The organism is Sphingomonas sp. (genome assembly GCF_041661825.1).
GTDB lineage: Bacteria > Pseudomonadota > Alphaproteobacteria > Sphingomonadales > Sphingomonadaceae > Sphingomonas.
The window spans coordinates 21,805-46,357 of sequence record NZ_JBAZTU010000008.1; the positions used below are offsets into that span (position 1 = coordinate 21,805).

Consider the following 24,553-nt stretch of genomic DNA (forward strand, 5'->3'; position numbering starts at 1 on the left):
GCCTTGGCGGAGATCGCGTTCAGGTGCGAGGGTCGGGTCGCTCATGTGCGGCTCAACCGGCCCGAGCATCTGAACGCCATCACGCCGGAGATGGACGACCTGCTCGTACCGGTGTGGGGTAGGATCAACGATGATCCCGACATCTGGTGCGCGATCCTGTCGGCGGCGGGTGAGCGCTCCTTCTCGATCGGAGCCGACATGTCGGCCGGTCGAGGCGCCTCGCGGCGCCTCGCATTGGGTGGGGGGCTAACCGGAATCGGCGGTCCTCTGGTCACCCTGAAGAAACCGTTGATCGCCGCAGTGCAGGGGTTTTGCGTCGGCGGCGGGTTTGAGCTGGCGATGTGCGCCGACATCATTGTCGCGGCGGACACCGCGCAGTTCGGTTTGCCGGAAACGAAGGTCGGGATCATCGGCGAATGCGGCGTGGTTCACCGCGTCGTTCGCCGGCTGCCGCATCACGTGGCGATGGCGATGATCCTGACAGGAAATCGCCTGCCGGCCGGCGAGGCGGAGCGCTTTGGACTGGTCAACGAAGTCGTCCCATTCGCCGATCTGGATGCCACCGCGCTACGCTGGGCCGGGATGATCAATGCGGCGTCGCCACTTGCGAACCAGGCGGCGAGGGCGGCGGCGCTTGGTCGGCTGGATTACCCACTCGAGGTCGCTCTCGCCACCCGGTTCGAGCCGATCGAACGTTATGCAAACAGCGCCGATCGCCGCGAAGGCGAAGCAGCGGCGAAAGAGAAAAGGAAACCGGTGTGGGCGGGACAGTAACCACCGAACAACCCATCGATGGAGCGACCTTCAGGCGGGTCCTCGGACATTATCCAACCGGCGTATGCGTCGTCACGGCGATTGAACCCGACGGCAACCCGGCAGCGATGGTCGTCGGATCCTTCACCTCGGTCTCGCTCGATCCTCCGTTGGTGGCGTTCTTCCCCGACCGTGGTTCCACCAGCTGGCCACGGATCGAACGGGCCGGCAAATTCTGCGTCAACGTGCTGGGCAGCCATCAGCAGGATCTTTGCCGCCGCTTTTCCGCCAAGGGCAACGATAAGTTCGTCGGACTGGAGTACCGCCTGTCCAAACGCGGATCGCCGGTGCTGGAGGATGTCGTGGCATGGATCGACTGTACACTTGATGCCACGCACGTGGCGGGCGATCACCTGATCGTCTTGGGTCGCGTGTGCGACCTGGACATTGCGCGGGCCGAACAACCCCTGCTCTTCTTTCGCGGTAGATACGGCAATTTCGCGCCGCTCCTGTAACCTTGCGGCCCACCAGGTTACGCCGCAATGCCTGAGAGCCCCGCGTCCGGCATGGGTAGGAGCCACGCTGGGGCCATTCGCTCACTAAGCGCATGCCTGCTTCGGAGCGTCGATTCCAGATAGCTGCCGCTCGCAACGAGTTCCCATCGCGTCACTCCCGCATTCGACGCGCGATCACCCCGGTCTTTGTCCCGACTGCGATAGCAAAGGACCCGCTTGCGGATGCGGCTCGCAGGCTTGCGGCCTAACATGATGGTGGGGGCTGCTTCGGGCCGATCTCTCGAAATTGGGGGTAGTGACATGCGACATATCTGGCAGCACAGGATCAACCGTTCCGTCTGCGCGGCGTTGCTCGGCGGCACCGCCATGATCGTCTTTACCGCGCCGGCCATGGCCCAGGACACACCGGTTCCCACGGGCGCGTCGTCGACGCCCAACGAGACCATGGAGAGCGACGGCGACATCATCGTCCGCGCGCCGAATTATGTCCCATCGGGCAGCATGTCCGCGACCAAGTCGGACGCGCCGTTGATCGAGACGCCGCAATCCATCTCGGTCATCTCGCGCGACCAGATCGACTTGCTGAGCTTTGTCGATGTGCAGCAGGCAGTGCGCTATACCTCGGGCATCGTCGGCGAGAATTACGGGCCGGACCTGCGTTTCGATTTCCTGACGCTGCGCGGTTTCTCGCCGATCCAGTATATCGACGGCCTGCAGGCGCCGATCAGCTCGACGATCCCAAATGTCGGCGTCGATCTCTACGGCTTCGAGGGCATCGACATCCTGAAGGGCCCCTCATCGGTGCTGTACGGCACCACGCCGCCAGGCGGCATTTACAACCTCACCAGTCGTCGGCCGTCCTCGGAATTCGGCGGCGAGATCGGGGTGCGGTACGGCACCGACGACTATAAGCAGGTCAACGGGACGATCACCGGCGGGCTGGGCAGCGGCATCAGCGCGCGCCTGACCGGCCTGTACCGCGACCGCGACAGCCAGGTCGATTTCGTCAAGGCGAACCGCGTGTTCGTGGCGCCGACGGTCAAGGTCGTCCTGCCCTGGGGGACCGAGATCACTGCGCTCGGCTATTATCAGCACGAGCGGGTCGAGGGCGACACCAACGGCTTCCTGCCGGCGGTCGGTACGCTCTACGCCAATCCGCTCGGCCGGGTCGGCGTCGGCACCAATCTGGGCGAGCCCGACTACAACTTCTATGAGCGCGACCAATATGGCGTCGGCTATCAGCTGGTCCAGCCGATCGTTGCCGGCGTTCGCTTCGAGCAGAATGTGAAATGGTTCGATTACAGCGAGCTGCAGCATGTCATCTACGGTGCCGGCCTCGGCGCGGACAATCGTACCGTTTCGCGCTACAATTTTCCCTACAAGGAGGACGTGCAGGAATTCGCGGCCGACAATAGGCTGCAGGCCGACTTCGACACCGGGTCGATCAGGCACCGCGTGACCGGGGGCGTGGACTATCGCAACTTCCGCAACGCCAGCTTCTTCGGCTTCGCCGTGGCGCCGTCGATCGACCTGTTCGCGCCGGTGTACAATTCAGTGCCGTTCGTCACGCCAACCTTCTTTCCCTACACCTCGGCGAAGCGCGAGCAGACCGGCGTGTATCTGCAGGACCAGATCAAGGCCGGCGGGCTGGTGGTGACGCTGGCCGGGCGGCAGGATTGGCTCGACACGGTCGATCGGGCGTCGGGCACGCGGACCAAGGACGACAAGTTCACCTATCGCGTCGGCGTGAACTACGTGACCGAGATCGGCATCGCGCCTTATGCGAGCTACGCCACGTCGTTCGTGCCGATCGCCGGGCGCGATCGTCTGGGCAATCTGTTCATACCCTCGACCGGCACGCAGTTCGAAGCCGGCGTGAAGTACGAGCATGGCAAGCGCGGCGATCCGGTGCGGATCTTCGCGACGATCGCCGGCTTCAGCATCAATCAGAACAACATCGCGACGCTCGATACCTCGGCCGGCGCCGGACCGTTCGACCAGGTCCAGCTGGGCAAGGTGCGGGTCAACGGCATCGAGGTCGAGGGCGTCGCCCGAATCCGCGACCAGATCAGCATCAACGGCTCCTACACCTATCTCGATGCCAAGGTGACCGGGAGCAGCGTGCCGGCCGAGGTTGGCCTGAGGCTGGTCACCACGCCGCGGCACAAGCTGTCGCTGCTGGTCGATTATACGATCCAGCAAGGCAGCCTGGGCGGGCTCGGCTTCGGAATCGGCGGGCGCTATCTGAGCTCGAACTTCGGCGACAATGCCAATGTGTACCGCATGCCCGGCACGACCCTGTTCGATGCGCTGATCCATTACGACCTGCCCGACTGGCGCTTCTCGATCAACGGCAGCAACATCTTCGACAAGATCTATGTCGGGCGCTGCTCGGGCCCGGTCGGCTGCATCTATGGGCAGCGGGCGCAGGTGATCGGATCCATCACCCGCAAGTTCTGAAACGGGCACGGGTGACACGAAGAAGGGCGGCGGATCGATCGATCCGCCGCCCTTTTCCGTTCCGGTTGGATCAGGGCTTCTTGCGCGTCGCCAGATAGTCGGCGGCGGTGGTCGGGCCGCTGACGAAGGTGTCGCTATGCTCGGCGACATAAGTGCGGAATTCGATGAAGAAGTCGGCGCCCGAGGGCAGGCCGAGCTTCTGCCAGGCGGCCTCCAGCGCCGCGGCCTTGTCCGGCGGCGTCGCCGCGGGCTGGATCAGCATGAAATCCCAGTCGGCACCGTCGCTATGGACATAGAGCTGGCGCGGCGGGAGGCCGGCTATCCGGTTGGCTTCGTCATATCTGGCGATCGCCGCGAGGAAGGCCGCGTGCTGCCCAGGCGCGATGCGATAGATCTCCACCAGCATGCGCGGCACGGGCGCCGGCGTATCGGCGAGCGGTGCGCCGGCGAGCGCCATTGCCGGCACTATCGCCAGCGCAACCCAGAATCTGCCCAGAGCCCCCATGTCCTAGTCGTCCCTATCGAGTTGAGAAACCGGATCGCGCGCGCGTTGCGCGCGCATCATGCCAGCCAGCGCGGTGTCGCCGAGGCCGTCGACGATCTCCGCGAAGGTCGCCGGCTGCTCGTCCTGGCCGAGCTTGAACGTCGTGTCGGCCGCGCGGACATGCGCCCGGAAGGCGACGATATGGGTAGTGAGCTGTTCGTAGCGCGGCCCCATTGCGGCCACCGTCCAGGTGCCGTTCGGCTCCAGATGATCGGCGAGCCGTTCGACCGCGGCCGCAGCCTGACCCTCCAGAAATTCGATCCCGACCTCGAAGCGGGCGACGGCATAGTTCCAGGTGGGGCCCCATGTCGCATTCGATACGAGGGTGGGCGAGACATAGGCTTGCGGCCCCTGGAACAGGATCACCGCGCCCGGGTCGGCCGTCAGGCTCGCGACCTGCGGGTTGCGCCGGGCGAAGTGCCCGAACAACGCGACGATCACGCCGTCGCTGTCGGTCTCGGCCAGCAGGGGCAGGGGCGTCGCCCGGAAATCGCGCGAGACGATCCAGGCAAGCGGATGTGCGGCAATCAATGTCGCCACATCGGCGGCGGACCGCGGCGCGAAGGCCCGATTCCCCATCCGTCAGCGCCCGATCCGGGCGCGCAGCCATTGTGCGCCGTCCTCGATCGCCCGATCGGCCAGCGGCGAGATCGAGACCGCCTCGAGGAAGCTGTGCGTGGCGCCCGGATAGACATGCGCCTCGACCGGCACGCCCGCCGCCTCGAACCGCGCCGCGATCAGGCGGTTGCCGTCAGCCAGGATGTCGCATTCGGCGATGGCGAGAAAGGCGGGCGGCAGATCGTGGAGCTCCGCCCGCAACGGGGCGGCGAACGGGTCCGCGAGATGGCCGGGGTCGTCGACATAATTGTCCCAGAAACGGTCCATCTCCTCGACCGTCAGCATGTAGTTCGGCCCGTCATACCGGGCATAACTTTCGGTCGGCCGGGAATCGAATGCGCCATAGTTGAGCAGCATCGCAGCGAGCGGCGGCAGCCCCTGGTCGCGCAGCTTGAGGCTCGCCGCGACCGACAGGTTGGCGCCGGCGGAATCCCCGCCGATCGCGATCCGGGCAGTGTCGATGCCGTACGCCTCACCCTCGGCGCGCAGCCAGGCGATCGCTGCGACCACCTCGTTCAGTGCGTGCGGGAACTTGGCCTCGGGCGACAGGCTGTAATCGATCCCCGCCACGATCACCCCGGCGCGCGCGGCATATTCGCGCATCAGCCGGTCATGCGTTTCGACGCTGAACATCGTCCAGCCGCCGCCATGGACGTAGAGCATCGCGGGCAGGGCCGCGGCATCGCTCGGCACATAGAGGCGCAGGCCGACAACATCGACGCTCAGGTTGATCGTGCGATGCATCGCCGGGCCGCCCTCGCGCCAGGGGCCGCGGACGGCCTCGGCTGCGGCGCGGCGTTCCGGCAGGGGAAGGGAAGCGAAATCGGAGAACTGGCCATAGCCGTGGTTCAGCGCGTCGACGAAACGGCGGATGTCGGGATCGACATCGTCGGCGTCTATATGCGCGGCATCGCTCATTATTCTCGGTCCTCCCCGTTGTCGGGCGAGACTAGCCGAGCGGCCGGTCCGGGGCTTGCGTGGATCGGGTCGAACTCTGCCGCGTGCGGGCCATTCGGCCGGTTCATGCAGCGGCAGCCGGCGCGCCGTCCAGCGCGCGGCCGAGCCTGGAATTGCGCCAGCCATAGGCGCGGTAGAGTATCACGCCGACGAGCAGATAGAGGCCGAGGATCGTCGCCGGGATGGTATCGCCAGCGAACGCCTTCAAGGTGATGTCGGCAAGCACCGGGCCGACCATCGACAGGCACAGCACAAGCGCGAGAACCGGCACCACGCCGATCCACACACCGCGCACCCGGATGCCGCCCAGCGGCACGCGGAACGGGCGGTGAAGATCGGGCTGGGCGGTGCGCAGCCACATCACGCTGATTGCGACGATCGAGAAGGCGAAGGCCGTGCCGAGGCTGACGAGGTCGCCGAGGATCGAGATCGGCAGCAAGGCGGCCGCGATCGCCGCCACCGCCGCGACGAAGATCGTGCCGTGATGCGGCGTCTGCCAGGACGTGTGAACCGAGGAGAAAAACCTGGGCAGCAGGCCGTCGCGCGACATGGCGAAGCAGATGCGGCTATGCCCATACGTGTTGACCAGCAGCACCGAGGACAGGCCGAGCACGGCGCCGAGCTTGATCACCAGGGTCAGCGCGGGCAGGCCCATCCGATCGACCGCAAGCGCGATCGGGTCAGGCACGCCGAGCATGCGATACGGGACGAGACCGGTCAGGACGAGCGCGACGGCGATGTACAGCACGGTGCAGACCCCAAGCGCGCCGAGGATGCCGACCGGCATGTCGCGCTGCGGGTCGCGCGCCTCCAGCGCGGCGGTCGAGACCGTCTCGAAACCGAGATAGGCGAAGAACAGCACCGAGGCGGCGCGCAGCACGCCGGGCATGCCATAAGCGAAGCCGCCCTGGTTCTCCGGCACGAACGGCGTCCAGTTGGCGGGATCGACATGGAAGACGCCGACGCCGACGAAGATCAGCAGCACCGCGATCTTGATCGTCACCATCACCGCATTGACCGTCGCCGACTGCGAAACGCCCCGCACCAGCACCATCGCGACGAGGCCGAGGCTGGCGGCAGCGATCAGGTTGATGCCCCCGCCCGTGGTGAAGGATACGCCCTGCGGCGTGAGCACGCTCTGGACGAACGGGGTGCGCACCGCCTCTGGAATATGCACGCCGAAATCGCCGAGCAGGCTGGAGAGATAGCCCGACAGGCCGGCGGCGAGCGCCGATCCCGCCAGCCCATATTCGAGCATCAGCAACCAGCCGAGCGACCAGGCGAATACTTCGCCGAGCGCCGCATAGGTGTAGGTGTAGGACGAGCCCGACACCGGCAGGGTCGAGGCCAGCTCGGCATAGCAGAGGCCAGTAAAGGCACAGGCAGTGCCTGCGATGACGAAGGACAGGATGACGGCAGGTCCGGCATAATTGGCCGCTGCCGATCCAGTCATCACATAGATACCGGCACCGACGATGCAGCCGATGCCGAGCAGGACGAGCTGGATCGGCCCAAGCGATCGCTTCAGGCCGTGAGTCTCGACGTCGCTGCGGATATCGGCGAGCGGCTTCCTGACCAGCAGCCTCTTTGCGCGCATTCCCATCGGCTCGTCCCCCAGCGTTATCCGCCGAGACTAACCGAGAGGACTGGGGGCGGCGCGCGGGTTGGGGCCGTTAACCCGTGCCGCCGGGCCAGGCGGACAAAGGGGTGGGTTAGCGCACCATATAGGCGCTGGGCGGGACGCCGAACGCGCGCCGGAACATCGCGGTGAACGCGCTCGGGCTGTCATAGCCGACATCGAACGCCACGGTGGTGACGGGCCGCCCCGAGGCGATCAGCGACAGGGCCTCCATCAGCCGCACCTGCTGGCGCCATACGGCCAGCCCCATGCCCGTCTCGCGCTTGAAGGCGCGCGTGAAAGTGCGCCGGCCCATGCCGGCCATGTCCGCCCAGTCGTCCACGTCGCGCTGGTCGCCCGGTTCGGCAACGATGGCACGACACACCCGGAGCAACCGCGGATCGGCGGGCATCGGCGCACGATACGGTGCGCTGGGCATCGTCGCGATCTCGTCGAGCAACATGCCCACGATCCGGCCTTCGCGCCCGGCGATGTCATAGTCATGATCGAACGACACGACCTCCAGGATCATCGCCTTGAGGAAGTCGCTGATCTCGACCACCCGGCAGGTCGGATCGACCAGATCGTAGCGCGGATCGATGTACAATGTCCGGAGCGATACCGGGCCGCGGCACGACACCTCATGTTCCACCCCGGCCGGGATCCACACGGCGCGCTGCGGCGGAATGACGAAGCAGGTTGACTGGGTGACGCAGGACATGACGCCGGAGCAGGCATAGAGCACCTGGACCCGATCGTGGCTGTGCATCGCGTCGACGAACCCGGCGGGGTATTCGTCGTACAGGCCCACGACCGGGCGTTTGCACAAATCATAATCGCTGGTGTGTCGCATGGCCAAATCCAAATAGATCAGCGCCGATTGTCGAAGTCTGTCACAACCCGATGATTACACAATCATTACGACGGTGGATGGCCCGATATCGCTGGAGTCAGGCCTATTCGCGCGAACGGGCACTGACCGAGACGATGCCGAACTGCTTCGATGCCCCGAGATAGTTGCCTGCGGCATCGTGCTCGACGGTCGCGAACGGCAGGTAGAGCCGGCCCCGCACATTATCGTAGGCGGCCGTTCGTGCGCCTTCCCGCGTGCGGATCGTCTGGGTGACCGTGGCAGCGCCCTGGGCGTCGAGGCGATAGATCGTCAGCGTCCCGTCGAGTGCCGGGACAAAGCCCGTCCGGCTGGACGGGTCGAAGAGCGATCCGTCCGCGCGCGCGCCGATCGGTAGAGTCCCCCGGTCCTTTCCGGTGGCAGCGTCGATCAGCTTGGCGACGGCATTCCTACAGGCCGAGATCAGCGTGCCGCTTGCCCGATCATAGGCGATGCCGGTCGGCTCCTCGCACGACGGCAGCGGATAGCGCGCGACGATCCTGCGCGCGGCGATGTCGATGACGGCGATCTGGTTGGTGTCTTCCACATTGACGAACAACCGGCCCTTGCCGTCGCCGACCGCCCCTTCCGGGGTGCCGCCGATCGCGATGGTCGCGAGTCTTCGCGCCTTGGCGATATCGATCACCGAGACGTCGCCGCTGCCGCCGTTCATCACGAACGCAAGGCCGGACGCCGTGTCGTGGTACGCACCGTCCGGATCCTCGCCGGTCGCGATATCAGCCGTCACGACGCCAGTGTCGCGATTGAACAGGGTAGCGGTGTTCGACGGGCCGTTGGTGCTGAGCATCAGCCGCGTCCCGGCGATCGGCAGGACTGCCGCCACGCCGTTTCGCGCGAGCAGCCTGGCGGTTTTCGCGGTCGCGGGATCGAATATCATTACGCCGAAATCGCGGCCGACGAAGACGCGGCCGGTCTGCGGATCGATCGAGATATAGTCGTAGCCGCCGTCCGGCCCCGCGACGATATCCTGCACGGCATAAGGCGGATCGGCGGGTCGCGGCGCCGCGCTACAGGCGCCCATGATCAAGGCGATGGCGAGGATCGGCATAGCGCGTTTCATGATCTTTCTCGTCCGGGGCGGGGCCGTCGGCGCCACCACAACAGGACGCCCATGACGATCATCGCAGCGAGCCACAGGCCGAGCGCGAGAACGAGGAGACGGCCGGCCAGGCCGCTAAACTCACCGGTATGGACAGCGTAGAGGCCGTCCATAAAGGCGCGCGCCGGCGGCGCCGCATCGGCACGGGCGACGCTGCGCACGGTACCCGTGCCGGCGTCGACGAAGATCGTGGTCGTGCCATAAGCGCGGCGACGCTCCCCCGGCGCGAGGACCCGGATACGATAGACCGGTTTGTCTGCCGCGGGCATGGCGACCGCGGTCAGTTGGCTGCCCGGCACCGCGGCGATCGCCGCACGGACGGCAACGGCAAACCCCACGGACTGGCCCGCGAAGGCGCTCACTGGCGGAGCGGCGACCGGCTTCGCTCCGATCAGCTTGGCGGTGCCATCCTCGAATTTCAGCAGGACGCCCGCACCGACCAGGAACAGGGCAGGGACCACCGCCCATAAGCCGATGGCGCGATGCCACGAATACAGGCGGGCGACGAGCGGACCCTTGCCGGCCGGGGTGAGGCTCCGTCGCCACCAACCCCGTTTCGGCCAGGCGACGACGAGGCCGAGGATCAGGTTGGTGCACAGCAGCAGGCCGCTGACTCCGACGATCCAACCGCCCGCGTCGCCGGCGAGCAGTTCCTGATGGATCGCGACGATCGTGCCCATCGCGCCGCGTTCCCCCTCGCCCTTGTCGCGCAGCACGGTGCCGTCGCCGGCAATGCGGACCGCGCGCTCGCGCTCACCCTCGGCGACGGTGACGTCGTAACGGTCCGGCGCGCCGGCGGTCGTCCAGACCGAGATGATCCGCCGGCCGGAACCCTCGGGTGCGAGTATGCCGAGGCGGCGGTTGATCGCAGCAAGATCGGTCGGGCGGTGTGCGCCCGGGACGCCCGCATCCTCGAGTTCCCAGTGGAACACGCTGAGCACGCCGGTCGCCGCCTGGATCAGCCAGAAGGCTGCGGCGGCGAGGCTGAGCCAGCGATGGATGCGCACCGGCAGGGGGCGCGCCGGCCGTTTGCGGGCGGTCGTCACTTCGGTCATCCACCTGTGCTGCGACAGCGCGCTGGATGACGAAACATCCAATTTTTGCAGTGGATCGGGGACCAACCGAAAGGACACGAGCGGGGCAGCGTCCGACCGACCGCTCGCCGATCCCCCGCTGCTGGACCGCAACGGCCGCGGGACCGACGACATTGGTCTGTGGGAGCTGAACGAGGTCCTTAACGCCCCCGGCTCCCGATTTCACGGCCCGCCACAATCTGAAAGCGGCCGTCAATCGGGTAGCAGCGCCTGCCCATGGAACGCCACCTTCCACGCGTCGCCCCGACGGACATAGCCCGAGGTGACGATTGCGCGGTGCCGGTCGCCGCCCTTTCGCGTTGCGCCGATCTCATAATTGATCAGCGCGAACTCGGGAGTCGGGTGGACGAAGCCGCATGGCGCGATGTCGATTTCGCTCCAGGTTGGTGCGTCATGGGCCATGGCCGCGATATCCGCGTTCTTCTTGACGCCGGCCATATCGGCAAAGGAGATCAGGCATTCCTCGTCCATATAGGCGCGGAAATGCGGCTCGCCCTTGTCCCAAAAGCCCCGTTCGATGGCGAAAAGCTGCTGTTCAAGCGTCATGGCGAACTCCTCGGATCACGGGCGCGGCGCTGCCGAGCGGCCGGCGCGGCCTTCATGCGCCAGCCGGCGCGTCGCGGTCTTGAACTGATGTGACTGCCTTCTCCGAGCGCCGATTCCGCGCTAGGATCGGCCGTCACAGGAGCCGCGTCCATCACTCTTCCCGGCCATCTTTTCCGCAAGATCAAGCCCGGGTTCGAGCGCATCGAGGCCGGCGTCGGCAAGCCGCGCCACGCGCATCTTTCCGCCTATGTTTCGGTGATCCTCGACGGCGGCTATAAGCAGTCGGGATATCTTGGCCGCGTCCGCCTCGAACCGGGCGATGTGCTCGTCCAGCCGGTGCTCGATCGTCACGAGAGCTGGCCGAAACCCCGCCAGGCGCCGCACCTGCTTCGGCTCGCATGGAAACCGGATCCCGGGCTCGGCGGACTATACCGGCCTGGCAATATCGACCTGGTCATCCGCACCGCCGAACGCGACCCCGAGGCGGCGAGCGCGCTGCTCGACGAGGAGCTGGGCATCGCGGACCCCCTGCCGATCGCCATGCATGACTGGCCCTACCTGCTCGCGGCCGCGCTGCGGTCCGGACCCGTGGGCATCTCCTCCTGGGCGCGCGATCACGGGCTCAGCCGCGAGACCGTTTCCAGGGGATTCTCGCGATGCTGGGGCGTCTCGCCGCAGGGTTTCGCCGGGGAGCTCCGTGCGCGGCAGGCCTGGGTCCGCAGCGTTTGCGGAAACGATCGGCTGGCGGACGTCGCTGCCGATCTCGGCTTTGCCGATCAACCTCATATGACCCGCGCGGTACGGGCCCTGACCGGCGCGCCGCCCGCAGCGTGGCGCCGACGCGTCGCCACACGCGAAGTGACGCTATGACCGGGGCATTGCTCCGCTCAGGGTCTCATGCCGCAGCGATCGCTTCGATCTCGAGCAGCCACTCTTCGCGATAGATGCCGCAGATGATGATCGTCATCGCCGGGCAATGATCGCCGAGCACTTCGTGGCGCACTTCATAGGCCTCGCCGCGATATTTCCGGTCCGAGAGGAAAATCGTCATCTTCACGATGTTGCGCACGGTCATCTGCGCTTCCCTGAGTTGCGCCGCGACATTGGCCCAGGCGAGCCGCGCCTGGTCCCGGAAGGTTTCGGGCACCCGGTCCTTGTCGTCCTCGGGCACCTGGCCGCTGACGAAGACAAGGCGGCGGACATCGGTCACTTCCACCGCCTGCGCGTAGGAGGCATCAGTGGGGTTGATCGCGCGTTGCTTCATGTCGGGGTCCTTGATCTGGAATGGCAACAGGGCGGCGAGCGAAAGCCCGGCAAGAAGGTCCCGGCGGGCCAGAGCGTCGATCATGCGGTGACTCCTGCGGCAGTGGTGAGGGACTGACGGCGCAAGGCGCACCGGGCGAAGAGCAGCACGAGCAGCGGGATCAGCAGCGCAAGCGCATATTGCGTGCGCGAGACGCCGACCCCGAACGGGAACCAGATGCCGACAAGGCCGATCGCCGAGAGCTCCTCAGCGAATTGTCCGACGGCGACCAGCAGCAGGGCGAGCAGGGCGGGCACACGGTCCGGCCCGTCGCGCGCGATACGGACCGCGGGGAGCAGGAAGCAGATCGCGAAACCGAGCCGGGCGGCGGCGCGGGCGATCGTCATGGAGTCGTCGGCAAGGGCAACGAGCCCGCAGACGACGGCAAGCCCGAGCGCCGCGTGGTCGAGCCTCGCTCGCGGCGGCCCTGGCCACCGGTTCCATGCGAGCACCCAGGCAAGCAGGCACAGCGGCTGGAGCAGGGCATATTTGGCGATCGTGAACTCCTCTATGCTCAGGACGGAGAACCAGAAGAGGAAAACCTGATTGGCGCGGAGCAGCGCGGTCAGCGCGAGCGCGGCGGCGAACCCGAGCGAAGACCGCCTGTCCGGCTCGAGCCGACCCGCGAACAGCGCGAAGCCGGCGACGGCCAACAGCAACAGCGGCTCGATCGCATCGGCAACATAGCCGAGGATCGTGCTCGTCCATTGCACGACGTGGCGCGCCTCGCCTGCCTCGCGCGTGGCCAGGACCGGCGCGATGTGGATTCCGCCGGCATCCCCGTCACGTCGCACCAATGGTGTGAGGAAGGTGCGGATCGCGACTACCGCTTCGCCGCTGGCGCCTGTTTCGGGAACGCGAAGAAGCGTCGGCTTCGCCGCGTAAGCGACGGGCACGGCATACGAGAAGTCGCCGACGCCCCCGATCAGGCGGCCGTTCCAATAGACCTGATAGGCATCGTCGATCATCGGCGGACCGAGCAGGACCAGCCCGCCAGCCGGCGCGCTCCAGCGGATGCGCAGCCGGTACCAGGCAAATCCATGATAGCCGGCATGGCCCCGAAGCATCCAGCCCGGCACATAACCGGCAAGCCCGACATCGGGGTCGTGCGCGCCTGTGGCCGGTGCAAGGCTGACGGTTTCCCAGCCTTTGTCGTCGAAGCGCGGATCGGCCCGGCGCATGTCGTCGCCGGTCGCGAATTTCCATGGCCCGTGCAGCGGCGCTTCGGCGTGGCCCAGATCGACAACGCCTTGCGCACCGGCCCGGACGGGTATCAGCATCAGAAGCAGGATAAGACAGGCCAGTCGCATGCCGAGTGCCTAACCCGACAAGGCCGGTGCATCTTGAAGCCGTGTGATCTTTCGCGCCGAGCCGGACGCCCGCTCAGCCAATACTCGCGGAGCGATTCACCACGCGGTGGTGCTCGACATGATGCGGCCGTTCGAGAAGGAACTGGTCGTCTTCGGGATAATAGCGTGCGACCTCGATATCCTCGCCGGCAAAGCCGCGGATCGCATCGAGCGACTCCCACCAGCTGAGCGTGGTCACTTCGGTGCGGCCGTTCCCCAGCGCGCGCAACAGCATCTGGAAGCCACGATTGCCCGGCGTGCTCTCATAGTCGGCGGTGCCCGTCTCGGCGATATAGGCGACATAGGCTTGCTCATCGGCGGTGCGGATCACGCCGGTCCATTTGCGCAGGATCAGGTCGGTCTCGGGCATGGCTCATCTCCTTTTCTCGCGCCGCTTATAGCGAAAGACCGGCATCGCCCTCCACCAACCGCTGCTCGAGCCGCGGCGGCTCGCCAGGCCGCCAGAGCGGCGCGCGGTGGATCACGCGATAGCGCACCGGGCCACCGTCGGGCGTCGCGCTGCGGGTAATCGGTCGCGGAATGCAGACGAACGTGGTCTCGATCGCCTTGCCATCGGCGCGCACGACGGCATAGCCATGGCCGCCCAGGTCGAGGAAACGGAGATGCGGCGCATTGTCCGGATTGGATACGGCCTTTGCGCGATCGAGATCGCCATGCGCCGCATAGTCGAGACAGGTGCGCACGCCGTGGCGAAGCAGCAGGTTGACCGAAGGCTCCGGCCGCTCGCTTCCCGGCCGGTCGACCAGGAACAATGGGCGCAAGGGATGTTGCTTGGGAAAGCCGTACTCGAAGGATTCGACCAGCCCGGGCGCCGAGATCGAGCCAGTCACGAAGGCGACGCCCACGGGCTCGAACCGCGCCGGCGGCAGCGCCTTGGCCGAAAAGCCGGCCCAGAAGCTGTGCCGATCCCCCGCGACGGTCGCAAAACCGGTGATCCGGTTCTTCGCCACGAAATCATAGATATCGCCGCGTTCGACCCAGGCCGTTCCGTGATCGCCGCCGCCGCCGAAGATTGCATAGCCCGCACCCGGCCAGGGCCGCGTCAGTCCGAGCGGAAGATTCTGCGGATCGGCGCGCCAGTCGAGTGTGCCAAGCGTGCTGCCCCAGATCTTCCACGTCGCCCGCGATCGTTTGAGCCGGTCGAGGAACCATGTTTTCTGCCGCGCCCCGAGCACCGTCTGCGGCGGCGCCTCGCGCTGGAAGTTGGGAAGGTCAGCGCCGTCGTGGCGGATTGTGGCAGGTGCGCCGCCAGGCCAGGCCTTGCCGGCGTCCCAAATTTCCATCGCCTCCTGCGGTACCAGCTCGGGGAAGGCGTCGCTCGAGAAGGGTTTCGCCTCGTCGCGTCCGCTCGGCTCCTCCGAGCGGAAGCTGTGCTCGTCAGTGACGATCAGCTCGACATGCCGGCCCCAGCGGATCGCGCGATAGGCCCGCAGGCTGTCGATCGCGGTCAGGTTGTTGGGCTCCTGGCCAAGGCCATGGTCGTCAAAGGCCGTGATCGCGGCATTTTCGACCTGCGGCGCATCGAAGATCGTGGCGTCGGCCCCGGGCTTGGGCACGCGGGCGGTCTGGTACTCGAACCAGGCCTGGTTGGCGGCGACCTTGCGGCTCTGCGCCGGGAAGGTCTTGCCGCCGAGCTTGGCAAAGCTCTGCCACCCCATCCAGCTGAACTCGTGATTGTCCCACATCGTCACGAACGGCCAGCGCGCGCGGGCGTCCTGGATGTCGGGATCGCGGAGATAGGCACGGTAGACCGCGCGGTAATCGTCGACGTCCAGGGGCACGTGGAAATCGCTCACCTTTTCGCCGCGCACGAAGCGCAGGATCTCGGTGATCCTGCGGTCATACATGCCCTTCGGCCGGTCCTCGGGATACCAGACCAGTTCGTAGATGAAGTCGCCGAGGTGCAGCACGAAGCCGAGCCGGTCGGCGGGTGCGGCGCGCTCGTCCTCGAAGATCATCCGGCGCCACGCATTCTGCGCGCCATAATTCACATTCTGGCACGAGACGAAGGCGAAGTGGACGGCGCGCGGATCGTCATTGGCGGGCGCGGTCAGGGTCCGGCCGATCCGGCTTCCGGCACCATCGGCCCGAGTGAACCGATACCAATATTCGCGGGCGGGCTTCAGACCCGCGACCAGCACGCGCGTCGTCCAGTCCGACGCGGCGGTCGCCATCGCGGGCGCCGTCGCGACGACTCGGACGAAATCGGGATCCTCGGCGATCTCGGCCCTGAGCGGCACCGCGGCGTCGCCGGGGCAGCGTGTCCACAACAGCACGCTGTCCGCGGTCGGATCGCCCGAGGCGACCCCTTCGGGGAAAAGCTCGCGCCGCTCGCGCCAGGCAGTGCGCGATCTGCTTGCGGCGGCGCCGCTCCAGGCGAGCGACGCACCGATCGCCGCGGCGGCCTCAAGGAATTTCCGTCGATTCACGTCGCGCATGCCGTGGCTCCCATGCACCCGGAATAAGCCGGCCCGACCGCGGCGGTCTTGAAGGGATGTGATGGCGTCAGGCCAGGTCACATGGCTTCAAGACGCGGTCATGCGACCGCGTCATCCTGCATGGCAACGAAACACACCGGAAAAGAGCTGAACCCGATGACCTCAAGCGACGCGACGACGATATCCGCAGCACATTGGGCGGGGCGCGCGCTGAGCGGCCTCGCGATCCTGTTTCTCGCGTTCGATGCCGCGATCAAGCTGATCCCGATCGACCCGGTTCTCCAGATCATGGGAGAGCTGGGCTATCCGGGCACGGTCGATTTCGCGCGCTTCCTGGGTGTGGTCACGCTCGCCTGCCTGCTGCTCTATGCCTATCCGCGGACCGCCCTGCTCGGAGCCGTGCTGTTGACCGGATTGTTCGGCGGCGCGATCGCCAGCAAGATCCGCATCGGCGCGCCGCTGTTCTCGGACATCCTGTTCGGCGTCTATCTCGGGCTGTTTGTCTGGGGCGGGCTCTATCTACGCGACGCGCGGCTGCGGTCTCTCTTCCCCGTCATCGCCCGCTAGAGGACCTGGTTGTGACGGACGCCAAAAAGCCCCCGATCAAGGATGTCGATGCCTATCTCGCGGGCGTGCCGCCACGTATGGCGCCGGCATTGCGGGCGCTTCGCGCGACGATCCGCGCTGCGGCGCCGCACGCCGAGGAAGTCATGCGCATGGGCGCACCGACCTACCTTCATCACGGCACCCTCGTCTCCTTCTCCGCTGCCGCGAAGCATTGCGCCTTCTACGTGATGAGCCCGGGTCCGATCGCGCGGCGCAAGGAGGAGCTGCAGGGCTATGACACGGCACCGAGCGCGATCCGCTTCCAGCCCGAGACGCCGTTGCCCGAGGCGCTGGTGACTGCGATTGTCCAGGACAGAATCCGCGAGAACGAGGCAAAGCGATAGCAGCGCGGATCGAGGGGGATCATGCATCAACTGCCGTTCGATATACGGACCATGGAGTTCCTGGCGGACCATCGATTCTCACCGCTGACGGAGTTCTTCCTGTTCGCCAGCAACATGGGCGAGGTGCGTGGCTATCTCCTGATCACAACGCTGATCTATGTGGCCTTCGACAAGCGGCTCGCGGTGCGGCTGGCGCTTCTGATATCGCTGACCATGGGCTTCAACCACCTTCTCAAGATCATCATCAAGAATCCCCGCCCGTTCATCGTCGAGGGGGACTATCTGCAAAAATGGGCGGTGCCGCTCGACAACGCACGCGACCTCGCCACCGAATGGTCGACGCCGTCCGGCCACGCGATGGGGGCGGCTTCCTTCTATATCTTCCTGGGCGGCTGCCTTCGACGTCGCGCCATCTATATCCTGGCCGTGGTGGCCATTCTGGCGACGGGCGCCTCGCGGCCGTATCTCGGAGTCCATTATGTGGAGGATATCCTCCTCGGGTGGGCGATAGGTCTCGGCGTCGGGCTGACGGCGCTGCGCTATGGGGAGCGGGTCGCCGCAAGATGGAACCGAATCCCCTACGGGCGGCAAGTCGCGATCGCCCTGGCCGGGAGCCTCGTCTTCTGGCTGCTGACGATTGCAGTCAATGGCGGGCGGATCGACGGCCAGCCACGCGCCTTTCTCGGCTATGCCGGGATCGCGACGGGTGTCGTGATCGCCTGGCCGTTGGAACTGCGCTTCGTGCAGTTCGACCCTCGTAGCGGTTCCGTGCTGTTGAAAGGCCTCCGATATCTTCTCTCGGTTGCCTTGAGCGTGGCAGTACTCGAAGGTCTCGGCTGGGCGTTCAACGGTATGGCGGACGACTATTCGCTTGGCGGCTATATGCTGCAATATCTCCGCTACATCCTTGTCGGGGTCGTCAGCCTATTCGTCTCGCCCTGGATTTTCACCCGGCTGAGACTGGCAACGACTCTTCGGACAGCGCAGGACTAAATGAGGTATTCGTCCTGCCCTGCGCCGGGCCATCCAAAGCAGCCTAGAAGACCATGTTCAGCGCAACGGCCGGCGTGATCGACGCAGGCCCCGTCGGCCCCGCCGCCACAAATCGTGTCGCGACCAGCACACCGATGGCGGGCGTCCAGCTATATTCGATGCCGGGTGCAACGCCGTGGCGCCAGCCCGACCGCAAGCGATAGGCCGTCGCGACCAGCGAGCCGTTGCTGTCGGGAGCGGTGCCGGCGACAATCGTCGCACTCCGCCAATCGGCGATCGTATCGAATGCGAGGGCCCAGCGCCGCGTCACGCTGTATTCGACGGCGATGCCGATATGAGCCGCGTGGCCGCCCTCGGCCCTGCCGCGAAAGCCCGAGTCAGTGCCGTAAACGCTGACGCCGCGAACGCGGGGCGCTGTCCGGACGGTGCCGGAGAGATTGAGCCTGGCGCGCATGATATGGCCGTTGGCAAGGTGCCCGGCGGCCTGCGCGTACAGGGCGACCGTCGTGCCGAACGACCCGCTGCCGATCCCGGCGGCGGGTCGTTCGCCCAGTCGATCGTATCTGGCGGTGGGGAGGCTCTGCTCGAGCGAGATCGACAGTGCGGGCGACCAGTTTCGGAGACGTGCCGAGCGTAGCTGATATTGGGCCTGAAGAGACAGGTCGCCCATGGCAACGTACTTTTCCCGGCCGCGACCACCCTCGACAAGCGTGAAGGATGGTTTCGCGCCCAGGGTCAGGTCGTCGGAAACGCCATAGAGGATATAGATCAGCGACCCGACGCTGTGATGTCCGGACACCGCGACATCATAGAGATACGGCTCGATCAGGAAATGACCGCGCGGCAGGGTGCTGGCAGAGTTTGCCAGCATCGGCCCGGTGAACCATGCCTCGTCCGCTGTCGAGGCTTGAGGAGGCGCGGTTTCAGCGGCATCGCCCGATTGCGCCGTTGCGGCCAGCGGCCAGGAGGACGCGATCGCCCCGGCCAGGAGCAGCGTCGGGAAGAGCGGGGCCTCGGCTCGGCAGTCTCGGGCGCGATTCACGTCAAATCTTCCAGCGGAAGAAGCAGGCGGGGGCGCTGCGGGTCCGCCGTTTCGCGAACCTCCCCTCCATGTGGGTGCAGATCGTCGATGAGCGTCAGCAAAAGTCCGGTGCCTTTTCCGAAGTGATCAGGTCTGGCACTGAACCAGGAAAGCCGCATGCACGGCTATCCGCTGCTTGCTCTCTAATTCCCGGCCGGTCTTGAACGCAGGTGACGGGTGCTCGGCTGGCGCGATGTCATATACGCACGCGCGCATAGTGGCGCCCCGCCTTGGCGCGATTGCCGCAGTCGCTCATGCTGCACCAGCGCCGCGGGCTGTTGCCACGTGAGCGGTTGAGGAACAGCCAGCCGCATCCCACGCCTTCGCATTGCCGGATCGATGCCACCCGGTCCGACATGAGCAACTCGACGGCGGCAGACAGGATAGGCGCCAGGCCGCGCTCGAGCGCTCCTGCGGAATCGGCCCAGGACAGGCCCACGCGCCCGTCCTCGACGACGAGCCGCCGCGCGCTCCCGCCCGCGCGCCAGCAGCGGTCGACGACGGCGAGTGACGCCGCAGCGGGCGGTTCCCCGCACGCGAAGGCAAGGAACAGCTTGTGGAGGTGCTCGCGGAGATCGCGGGCACGGTTGAGATCCGGCTCGGTCAGCCCTTCGACCGCGCCTGATCCCGCCGCGGCGAACCACGCCGTCAGGTCGGTCGGCGTGCGCAGCAGGTCGCCCGTCTTCGCCGAGTCCAGGCGATTCGCGACGGTGTTGACGAAGTCGAGCGCGACGTGACCCGCCAGAAAATCGAAATCCGACAAAGGCTTCTCCAGATCCGGTGTGGCGTCCTTGCATGCCGCGCAGTTGCTATATAACCTCTATACGGCAAATAAAGGGGTTATATGTACGCATCACCCTATCCATTCCGTACGGGCGAGGCCTGCGCTCCGCCATATCGGGGCGATGACTATGGGGCAGTGCGCGCGTCGTTGCGCTGGCCGCGGGGCGTCGAACGCTATCAGGTGGGCACGGCGCGGGCGCGGCACCGGCATTTCCGGGCGCATGCAAGCGTCGTGCTGGAGACAGGCTTTCTCCAGACCGGCTATGCGGGCCGCTTCCGGCTCGAGCCTGGCGATATCCTGATCCAGCCGACGCTCGATCGCCATCACAGTCGGACATTCCCGGATCGCGCGGCGCGGGTGCTCCATTTGCCTTGGCAATTCGAGCCCGGGCTTGGCGGCGTCCACCGTGTATCGGGGCTCGATGCGGTCGTTCGCGAAGCCTGGCGGGATCCGTGGCAATCGTCGGCGCTGCTTGCAGACCTGATCGGCAGCGCGGCCCCCGAATCGCCGCCGATCTGGGACTGGCCCGACCTGCTCGCCGGTGAATTGCGCAAGGGGCCGGTGGAAATCGCCGAATGGTCGATGCGCCACGGACTGGCGCGCGAGTCCGTCGCGCGCGGCTTCCATCGGACGTTCGGCGTTTCGCCAACGTCCTTCGCGTGCGAATTGCGTGCGCGGAGAGCCTGGCTCAGGGTGATTGGGGGAAGGGACTCACTCGCCGGAATCGCTGCGGATACCGGCTTTGCCGATCAATCCCATATGACGCGCGCCATCCACACCCTCACGGGCGCGCCGCCCGATGCATGGCGTCGGCGGCTTCCTGTCTCCGGCGAACCGGGATGCGAGCACCGGTGTCCGTTCGACGCCTGATCGCGGCTAGGGCTTCCGCTTGACCGGACCACCCGGGAGCGAGGGGATCAATCCCGGCAACTCGGCGATGCGCGGCGCGAAGAAATTGTGCAGCGGCTCGATCTTGATCTGCATCTCGCGCGTGATGCCTTCCGCTTCTGCGGCGGGCGCCAGGCGGTCGGCCAGGAAGGCGTCGAAACCGGCTTCCGAATCCCAGATCTCGACGACCCGGTACCCGAAATCGGTCTGGGCCGTCAGGTGGAGATAGATGCCGGGCGCCGGATCTTCTTCCACCCCGAGGCGATTCATTACCCTGGCATATTCCGCCGCCGTCATCCCGTGCACGTCGATCGTGGTCACTATCGTCATGCTTCACCTCGCCGTTGATCTTCGGCGATCGATCGCACCCAACGGCAATCGCGTCTTGAAACGATGTGACGATTGGCCCCGCGCGTCCAGGACGGGGCGTCAGGTCACCGGTTCGCCGCCCCGGCTCTGCCCGTGTAATAGTTGGCGAGCACGTCGAACGCCTGCTTGCGCTGTCCCGTTTCCGAGATGAGCCCCTTGCGGTTCCAGCCTTGCTGGAAATCGGGGTTCTGCCGGCGCGGCGAGCGGAAGTCCTTGAGAATCCAGGGCGACATGCCGCGCAAGGTCGGCACCGAATCTGCCATCTTGAGCGTCGCACGGTAATAATCCGCCTGATATTCCTCGGAGAATTTCTGCGGGCCGGTCAGGTCGTGGAACCCCGCCCGGGCGTCAGCGCCGAATTCGGAGAAGACCAGCGGCTTGTCGGCGGGCACCTTCCAGACGCTGCCGGGCAGGTCGGTCAGCCGGTCGTTGGTATACCAGCCATTATAGGTGTTGATCGCCAGCACATCCAGGACATCAGCGAGCGGATCGGCCAGGGTCATCGTCGGAGTCTTCGCGTCTTTCGAACGCTCGACCAGCAGCGCGGCGCTGACCAGCCTCGAATCGTCGAGGCGGCGGACATCGCTGACCAGCGTGCGCAGGAAGGTGTTGCGCGCATCGCTGACGGGCGTCTCGTTGGCGACGCTCCAGATCGCGATCGAGGCGCGGTTGCGATCGCGCAGGATATTCTCGGCCAGCATGTTGCGCGCCGTCGCCAGCGTGTCGGGATTGGACCAGGCGACCAGCCAATAGACCGGCACTTCGCTCCACACGAGCAGGCCGAGCTCGTCGGCGGTGCGCGTCATCATTTCGGAATGCGGGTAGTGCGCCAGGCGCACGAAATTGCCGTGCAGACCGTCCTTGATCTCGCCGAGCAGGGCGCGCGCCGCCGCTGGACTGATCGCGCGCGTCGGCTCGCTGCCCAGCTCCTCTTCGTGCAGCGAGATGCCGCGCAGGAAGATCGGCTTGCCGTTGAGCAGGATGTCCGGTCCCCGCACTTCGATCGTGCGGAAGCCGATGCGGTCGCGCCACTGGTCGTCGCCGCTCGCGATCGTCACGTCATAGAGTTTGGGGCGCTCGGGCGACCAGCGGACCAGCGCGCGCGGTGCCGCCATGGTCGCGCGCCAGTTGCCCGCGGCGTCGGTGGTGCCGGCCTGGTCGAGGCCGAGCTCGGCGATGCGCAGCCGGACCGCACGATTGGCGGCCTGCGGCCCGTCGAGATGCACGTCGACTGCCATCCGCCCGTCGCGCGTCAGGCGGACCCAGGCGTCGTCGACATAGGTGTCGGGGGTCGAGATCAGCCGAACCGGACGGGTGATCCCGCCATAATTCTCCCAGTCGGTGACGGGTGGGGGCACGGTGGCCTCGGTCGCCTGCGAATCGACACCGACGGTGATCTGATTGTTGCCGTCGCGCAGCAGGCGGGTGACTTCGAAGGCGAAGGGCGTGAAGCCGCCCTCATGCCGACCGACCGGCTGACCGTTGAGATAGACGACGGTCGTGTAATTGGCGGCGCCGAAGCGCAGGAAGGAGCGCCCCTTGCGCTGTACCGGCACCGGGAACGTGCGCTGATACCACATCAGCCCCTGATAATAACGAAGCTCAGGGGCCTCGGTCAGCCAGGACGAGGGCAGGGTGGTGACCGGCGAATGGGCAAGGTCGAACTCGTAGAGGACGCGGCTGTCCTGGGCCATTTCCTTGCGCACATCGACATCGCGGTAGCGCTGCTGGCCCTTGTCGGGCGTTTCGCCGTGAAACCCGGCAAGGCCGGAGCGGTAGGGATCGATCGAATAATGCCATGCGCCGGACAGGTCGGTCCCCTGGCGCATGTCGGCCGAGACCAGCAACGGCCCGGTCTGCGCCGTCGCCTTGGGCAGGGCGGGGGCGGCTTCCGGGCTGGGCCTTTGCGCGGTAGCGGGAGCTGCCCACAACGCGGCGGCGGCGATGAGCCATGCTGCCTTCATTCCCTTAAGCACATCCGTCTCCCGTTGCCGTTCTTTATGATATCCCGGGCGTCGCGTGCGCGATCCCGCGTTCGAGCCCGCGCAGTTCCGCCAGCCCGCGCATGCGGCCGAGCAGCGAATAGCCGGGATTGGTCGCTTTGGTCAGGTCGTCGAGCATCTGATGGCCATGGTCGGGGCGCATCGGAATCGAGCGGCCGGTCCGTTGCTGCAGCCGGTGGACTGCCGCCACGATCTCCGTCATCCCGGCATCGCCCTCGAGATGCGCTGCTTCGTGGAAGGCGCCGCCCGGCTCGCGCTGCACGGAGCGCAGGTGCAGGAAGCCGATCCGGTCGCCCAGCCGATCGACCATGCCGGGCAAGTCGTTGTCGGCCCGCACGCCGAACGATCCGGCGCAGAAGCACAGGCCGTTGGACGGGTTGGGGACGCGCGCGAACAGCGCCGCGACGTCGGCCTCGGTGCTTACGACGCGGGGCAGGCCGAAGATGGGGAAGGGCGGATCGTCCGGATGGACGACCAGCTGTATCGCGAGTTCGTCCGCGACCGGGCAGACCGCGGCGAGGAAGGCGACATGGTTTGCGCGCAGGCGCTCCGCGTCCACATCGGCATAGGTGTCGATCGCCGCGAGCAGCGCGGTCGAGGTGAAGCTCTCCTCGCTGCCCGGCAACCCGGCGATGATCGTCCGCTCCAGCCTGTCGCGCGCCGCTTCGTCCATCGCGTGGAAGCGCCGCGTCGCGGCCTCGACCATCGCGGGCGTGTAGGAGGCGTCGGCGCCGGGCCGGCGCAGGATATGGAGGTCATAGGCGGCGACCATCTCGAGCTCGAAGCGCAGCGCCAGGGCGCCGTCGGGAAGCGGCCAGGCAAGATCGGTCCGGGTCCAGTCGAGGATTGGCATGAAATTATAGGTGACGGTGGTGATGCCGCAGGCCGCGAGATTGCGCAGGCTCTCGCAAAAGCGATCGACCAGCTGGTCCCAGGCCGGCCCGCGGGTCTTGATCTCTTCGTGCACGGGCAGGCTCTCGACCACGGTCCAGCCCAGCCCCGCCTGCTCGATCTCGTGCTTGCGCGCGGCGATCGCCTCACGAGTCCAGACTTCGCCGTTCGCGACCTCGTGCAACGCCGTCACCACTTCGGCCGCGCCTGCCTGGCGGATGTCGCGCAGCGAAACCGGATCGGACGGCCCGAACCAGCGCATCGTCTGCGTCATGAACATACGCGGCTACTCCCTGGCCGGCATCGCAGGCCTTGCGATGCCGGCTTCCTTGCATTTTGCGTCCGGGACGCGAAGTCGAACTCGAGCGG

General features: G+C 66.5%; 26 protein-coding genes. 8 read left to right on the plus strand and 18 right to left on the minus strand.

Features of this window, described 5'->3' with window-relative positions; genetic code table 11:
• The first annotated feature begins 3 nt into the window (after positions 1-3).
• The 3 genes from WC729_RS28620 to WC729_RS28630 all read left to right on the plus strand — a co-directional run bounded on the left by WC729_RS28620 (position 4) and on the right by WC729_RS28630 (position 3,728).
• A complete protein-coding gene (locus WC729_RS28620) occupies positions 4-774 on the plus strand; it encodes an enoyl-CoA hydratase-related protein (RefSeq protein WP_372858154.1) in 771 nt (256 codons plus the stop codon).
• The gene (locus WC729_RS28625; protein ID WP_372858155.1) at positions 759-1,268 is read left to right on the plus strand and encodes a flavin reductase family protein; all 510 of its coding nucleotides are present in this window, start codon (positions 759-761) and stop codon (positions 1,266-1,268) included. The genes WC729_RS28620 and WC729_RS28625 overlap by 16 nt, the downstream gene beginning before the upstream one ends.
• A 300-nt stretch (positions 1,269-1,568) precedes the next feature.
• Positions 1,569-3,728 (plus strand): TonB-dependent siderophore receptor, encoded by a 2,160-nt coding sequence (locus tag WC729_RS28630; protein ID WP_372858156.1) that lies wholly within the window; start codon positions 1,569-1,571, stop codon positions 3,726-3,728.
• A 70-nt stretch (positions 3,729-3,798) separates the two neighbouring features.
• Here the strand turns inward: WC729_RS28630 and WC729_RS28635 are convergent, their stop codons facing one another.
• From WC729_RS28635 to WC729_RS28670, 8 genes are all read right to left on the minus strand, one after another.
• On the minus strand, positions 3,799-4,233 hold the full coding sequence (locus WC729_RS28635; protein WP_372858157.1) for a hypothetical protein: 435 nt from the start codon (positions 4,231-4,233) through the stop codon (positions 3,799-3,801).
• 3 nt (positions 4,234-4,236) lie between these two features.
• On the minus strand, positions 4,237-4,851 hold the full coding sequence (locus WC729_RS28640) for an FMN-binding negative transcriptional regulator (protein ID WP_372858158.1): 615 nt from the start codon (positions 4,849-4,851) through the stop codon (positions 4,237-4,239).
• A 3-nt stretch (positions 4,852-4,854) separates the two neighbouring features.
• Positions 4,855-5,808: an alpha/beta hydrolase fold domain-containing protein gene (locus WC729_RS28645; protein ID WP_372858159.1), complete on the minus strand. Its 954-nt coding sequence runs from the start codon at positions 5,806-5,808 to the stop codon at positions 4,855-4,857.
• 103 nt (positions 5,809-5,911) lie between these two features.
• A complete protein-coding gene (locus tag WC729_RS28650) occupies positions 5,912-7,450 on the minus strand; it encodes an amino acid permease (protein ID WP_372858160.1) in 1,539 nt (512 codons plus the stop codon).
• A 109-nt stretch (positions 7,451-7,559) separates the two neighbouring features.
• Positions 7,560-8,318, minus strand: a complete 759-nt coding sequence (locus tag WC729_RS28655) for a helix-turn-helix domain-containing protein (protein ID WP_372858161.1) — start codon at positions 8,316-8,318, stop codon at positions 7,560-7,562.
• A gap of 103 nt (positions 8,319-8,421) precedes the next feature.
• Positions 8,422-9,435, minus strand: coding sequence for a YncE family protein (locus WC729_RS28660; RefSeq protein ID WP_372858162.1), 1,014 nt, complete (start codon positions 9,433-9,435; stop codon positions 8,422-8,424).
• The gene (locus WC729_RS28665; RefSeq protein WP_372858163.1) at positions 9,432-10,529 is read right to left on the minus strand and encodes a PepSY-associated TM helix domain-containing protein; all 1,098 of its coding nucleotides are present in this window, start codon (positions 10,527-10,529) and stop codon (positions 9,432-9,434) included. The genes WC729_RS28660 and WC729_RS28665 overlap by 4 nt, the downstream gene beginning before the upstream one ends.
• A 231-nt stretch (positions 10,530-10,760) precedes the next feature.
• Entirely contained in the window at positions 10,761-11,114 is a 354-nt protein-coding gene (locus WC729_RS28670) for a hypothetical protein (protein WP_372858164.1), read from the minus strand.
• A gap of 255 nt (positions 11,115-11,369) precedes the next feature.
• Between WC729_RS28670 and WC729_RS28675 the strand changes: the two genes are divergently transcribed.
• Positions 11,370-11,984 carry a helix-turn-helix domain-containing protein gene (locus tag WC729_RS28675; RefSeq protein WP_372858165.1) on the plus strand — a complete coding sequence of 205 codons (615 nt, stop codon included), beginning with the start codon at positions 11,370-11,372 and terminating at the stop codon, positions 11,982-11,984.
• A 25-nt stretch (positions 11,985-12,009) separates the two neighbouring features.
• Here the strand turns inward: WC729_RS28675 and WC729_RS28680 are convergent, their stop codons facing one another.
• The 4 genes from WC729_RS28680 to WC729_RS28695 form a co-directional block, all read right to left on the minus strand.
• Positions 12,010-12,462, minus strand: coding sequence for a RidA family protein (locus WC729_RS28680; RefSeq protein ID WP_372858166.1), 453 nt, complete (start codon positions 12,460-12,462; stop codon positions 12,010-12,012).
• A complete protein-coding gene (locus WC729_RS28685) occupies positions 12,459-13,697 on the minus strand; it encodes a hypothetical protein (RefSeq protein ID WP_372858167.1) in 1,239 nt (412 codons plus the stop codon). The genes WC729_RS28680 and WC729_RS28685 overlap by 4 nt, the downstream gene beginning before the upstream one ends.
• Positions 13,698-13,800: 103 nt before the next feature.
• On the minus strand, positions 13,801-14,136 hold the full coding sequence (locus tag WC729_RS28690; protein ID WP_372858168.1) for a hypothetical protein: 336 nt from the start codon (positions 14,134-14,136) through the stop codon (positions 13,801-13,803).
• A gap of 25 nt (positions 14,137-14,161) precedes the next feature.
• Complete coding sequence (locus WC729_RS28695) at positions 14,162-16,225, minus strand: alkaline phosphatase (protein ID WP_372858170.1); 2,064 nt, start codon at positions 16,223-16,225, stop codon at positions 14,162-14,164.
• 156 nt (positions 16,226-16,381) lie between these two features.
• Between WC729_RS28695 and WC729_RS28700 the strand changes: the two genes are divergently transcribed.
• Genes WC729_RS28700 through WC729_RS28710 form a run of 3 tightly spaced genes read left to right on the plus strand, consistent with a single transcriptional unit; the run spans position 16,382 to position 18,168 of the window.
• On the plus strand, positions 16,382-16,792 hold the full coding sequence (locus WC729_RS28700) for a DoxX family protein (RefSeq protein WP_372858172.1): 411 nt from the start codon (positions 16,382-16,384) through the stop codon (positions 16,790-16,792).
• Positions 16,793-16,803: 11 nt separating this feature from the next.
• Positions 16,804-17,175, plus strand: a complete 372-nt coding sequence (locus WC729_RS28705) for an iron chaperone (protein WP_372858173.1) — start codon at positions 16,804-16,806, stop codon at positions 17,173-17,175.
• Between the two features lie 21 nt (positions 17,176-17,196).
• Positions 17,197-18,168, plus strand: coding sequence for a phosphatase PAP2 family protein (locus WC729_RS28710; protein WP_372858175.1), 972 nt, complete (start codon positions 17,197-17,199; stop codon positions 18,166-18,168).
• Positions 18,169-18,211: 43 nt separating this feature from the next.
• On the opposite strand, the gene WC729_RS28715 is transcribed toward WC729_RS28710, so the two are convergent.
• The 3 genes from WC729_RS28715 to WC729_RS28725 form a co-directional block, all read right to left on the minus strand.
• Positions 18,212-19,210, minus strand: coding sequence for a hypothetical protein (locus WC729_RS28715; protein WP_372858176.1), 999 nt, complete (start codon positions 19,208-19,210; stop codon positions 18,212-18,214).
• Positions 19,207-19,368 carry a hypothetical protein gene (locus WC729_RS28720; RefSeq protein WP_372858178.1) on the minus strand — a complete coding sequence of 54 codons (162 nt, stop codon included), beginning with the start codon at positions 19,366-19,368 and terminating at the stop codon, positions 19,207-19,209. Before WC729_RS28720 ends, WC729_RS28715 begins: the two co-directional genes overlap by 4 nt.
• A gap of 77 nt (positions 19,369-19,445) precedes the next feature.
• Entirely contained in the window at positions 19,446-20,012 is a 567-nt protein-coding gene (locus tag WC729_RS28725) for an ABATE domain-containing protein (RefSeq protein ID WP_372858179.1), read from the minus strand.
• A 156-nt stretch (positions 20,013-20,168) separates the two neighbouring features.
• Here WC729_RS28725 and WC729_RS28730 point away from each other — a divergent pair, with 156 nt between their 5' ends.
• On the plus strand, positions 20,169-20,903 hold the full coding sequence (locus tag WC729_RS28730) for a helix-turn-helix domain-containing protein (protein WP_372858182.1): 735 nt from the start codon (positions 20,169-20,171) through the stop codon (positions 20,901-20,903).
• A gap of 6 nt (positions 20,904-20,909) precedes the next feature.
• Here WC729_RS28730 and WC729_RS28735 read toward each other — a convergent pair whose 3' ends face one another.
• The 3 genes from WC729_RS28735 to uxuA form a co-directional block, all read right to left on the minus strand.
• Positions 20,910-21,251 carry a hypothetical protein gene (locus WC729_RS28735; protein WP_372858183.1) on the minus strand — a complete coding sequence of 114 codons (342 nt, stop codon included), beginning with the start codon at positions 21,249-21,251 and terminating at the stop codon, positions 20,910-20,912.
• A 104-nt stretch (positions 21,252-21,355) separates the two neighbouring features.
• Positions 21,356-23,266, minus strand: coding sequence for a glycoside hydrolase family 2 protein (locus WC729_RS28740; RefSeq protein ID WP_372858185.1), 1,911 nt, complete (start codon positions 23,264-23,266; stop codon positions 21,356-21,358).
• 22 nt (positions 23,267-23,288) lie between these two features.
• Positions 23,289-24,464 carry a mannonate dehydratase gene (uxuA, locus tag WC729_RS28745; RefSeq protein ID WP_372858187.1) on the minus strand — a complete coding sequence of 392 codons (1,176 nt, stop codon included), beginning with the start codon at positions 24,462-24,464 and terminating at the stop codon, positions 23,289-23,291.
• Positions 24,465-24,553 lie beyond the last annotated feature (89 nt).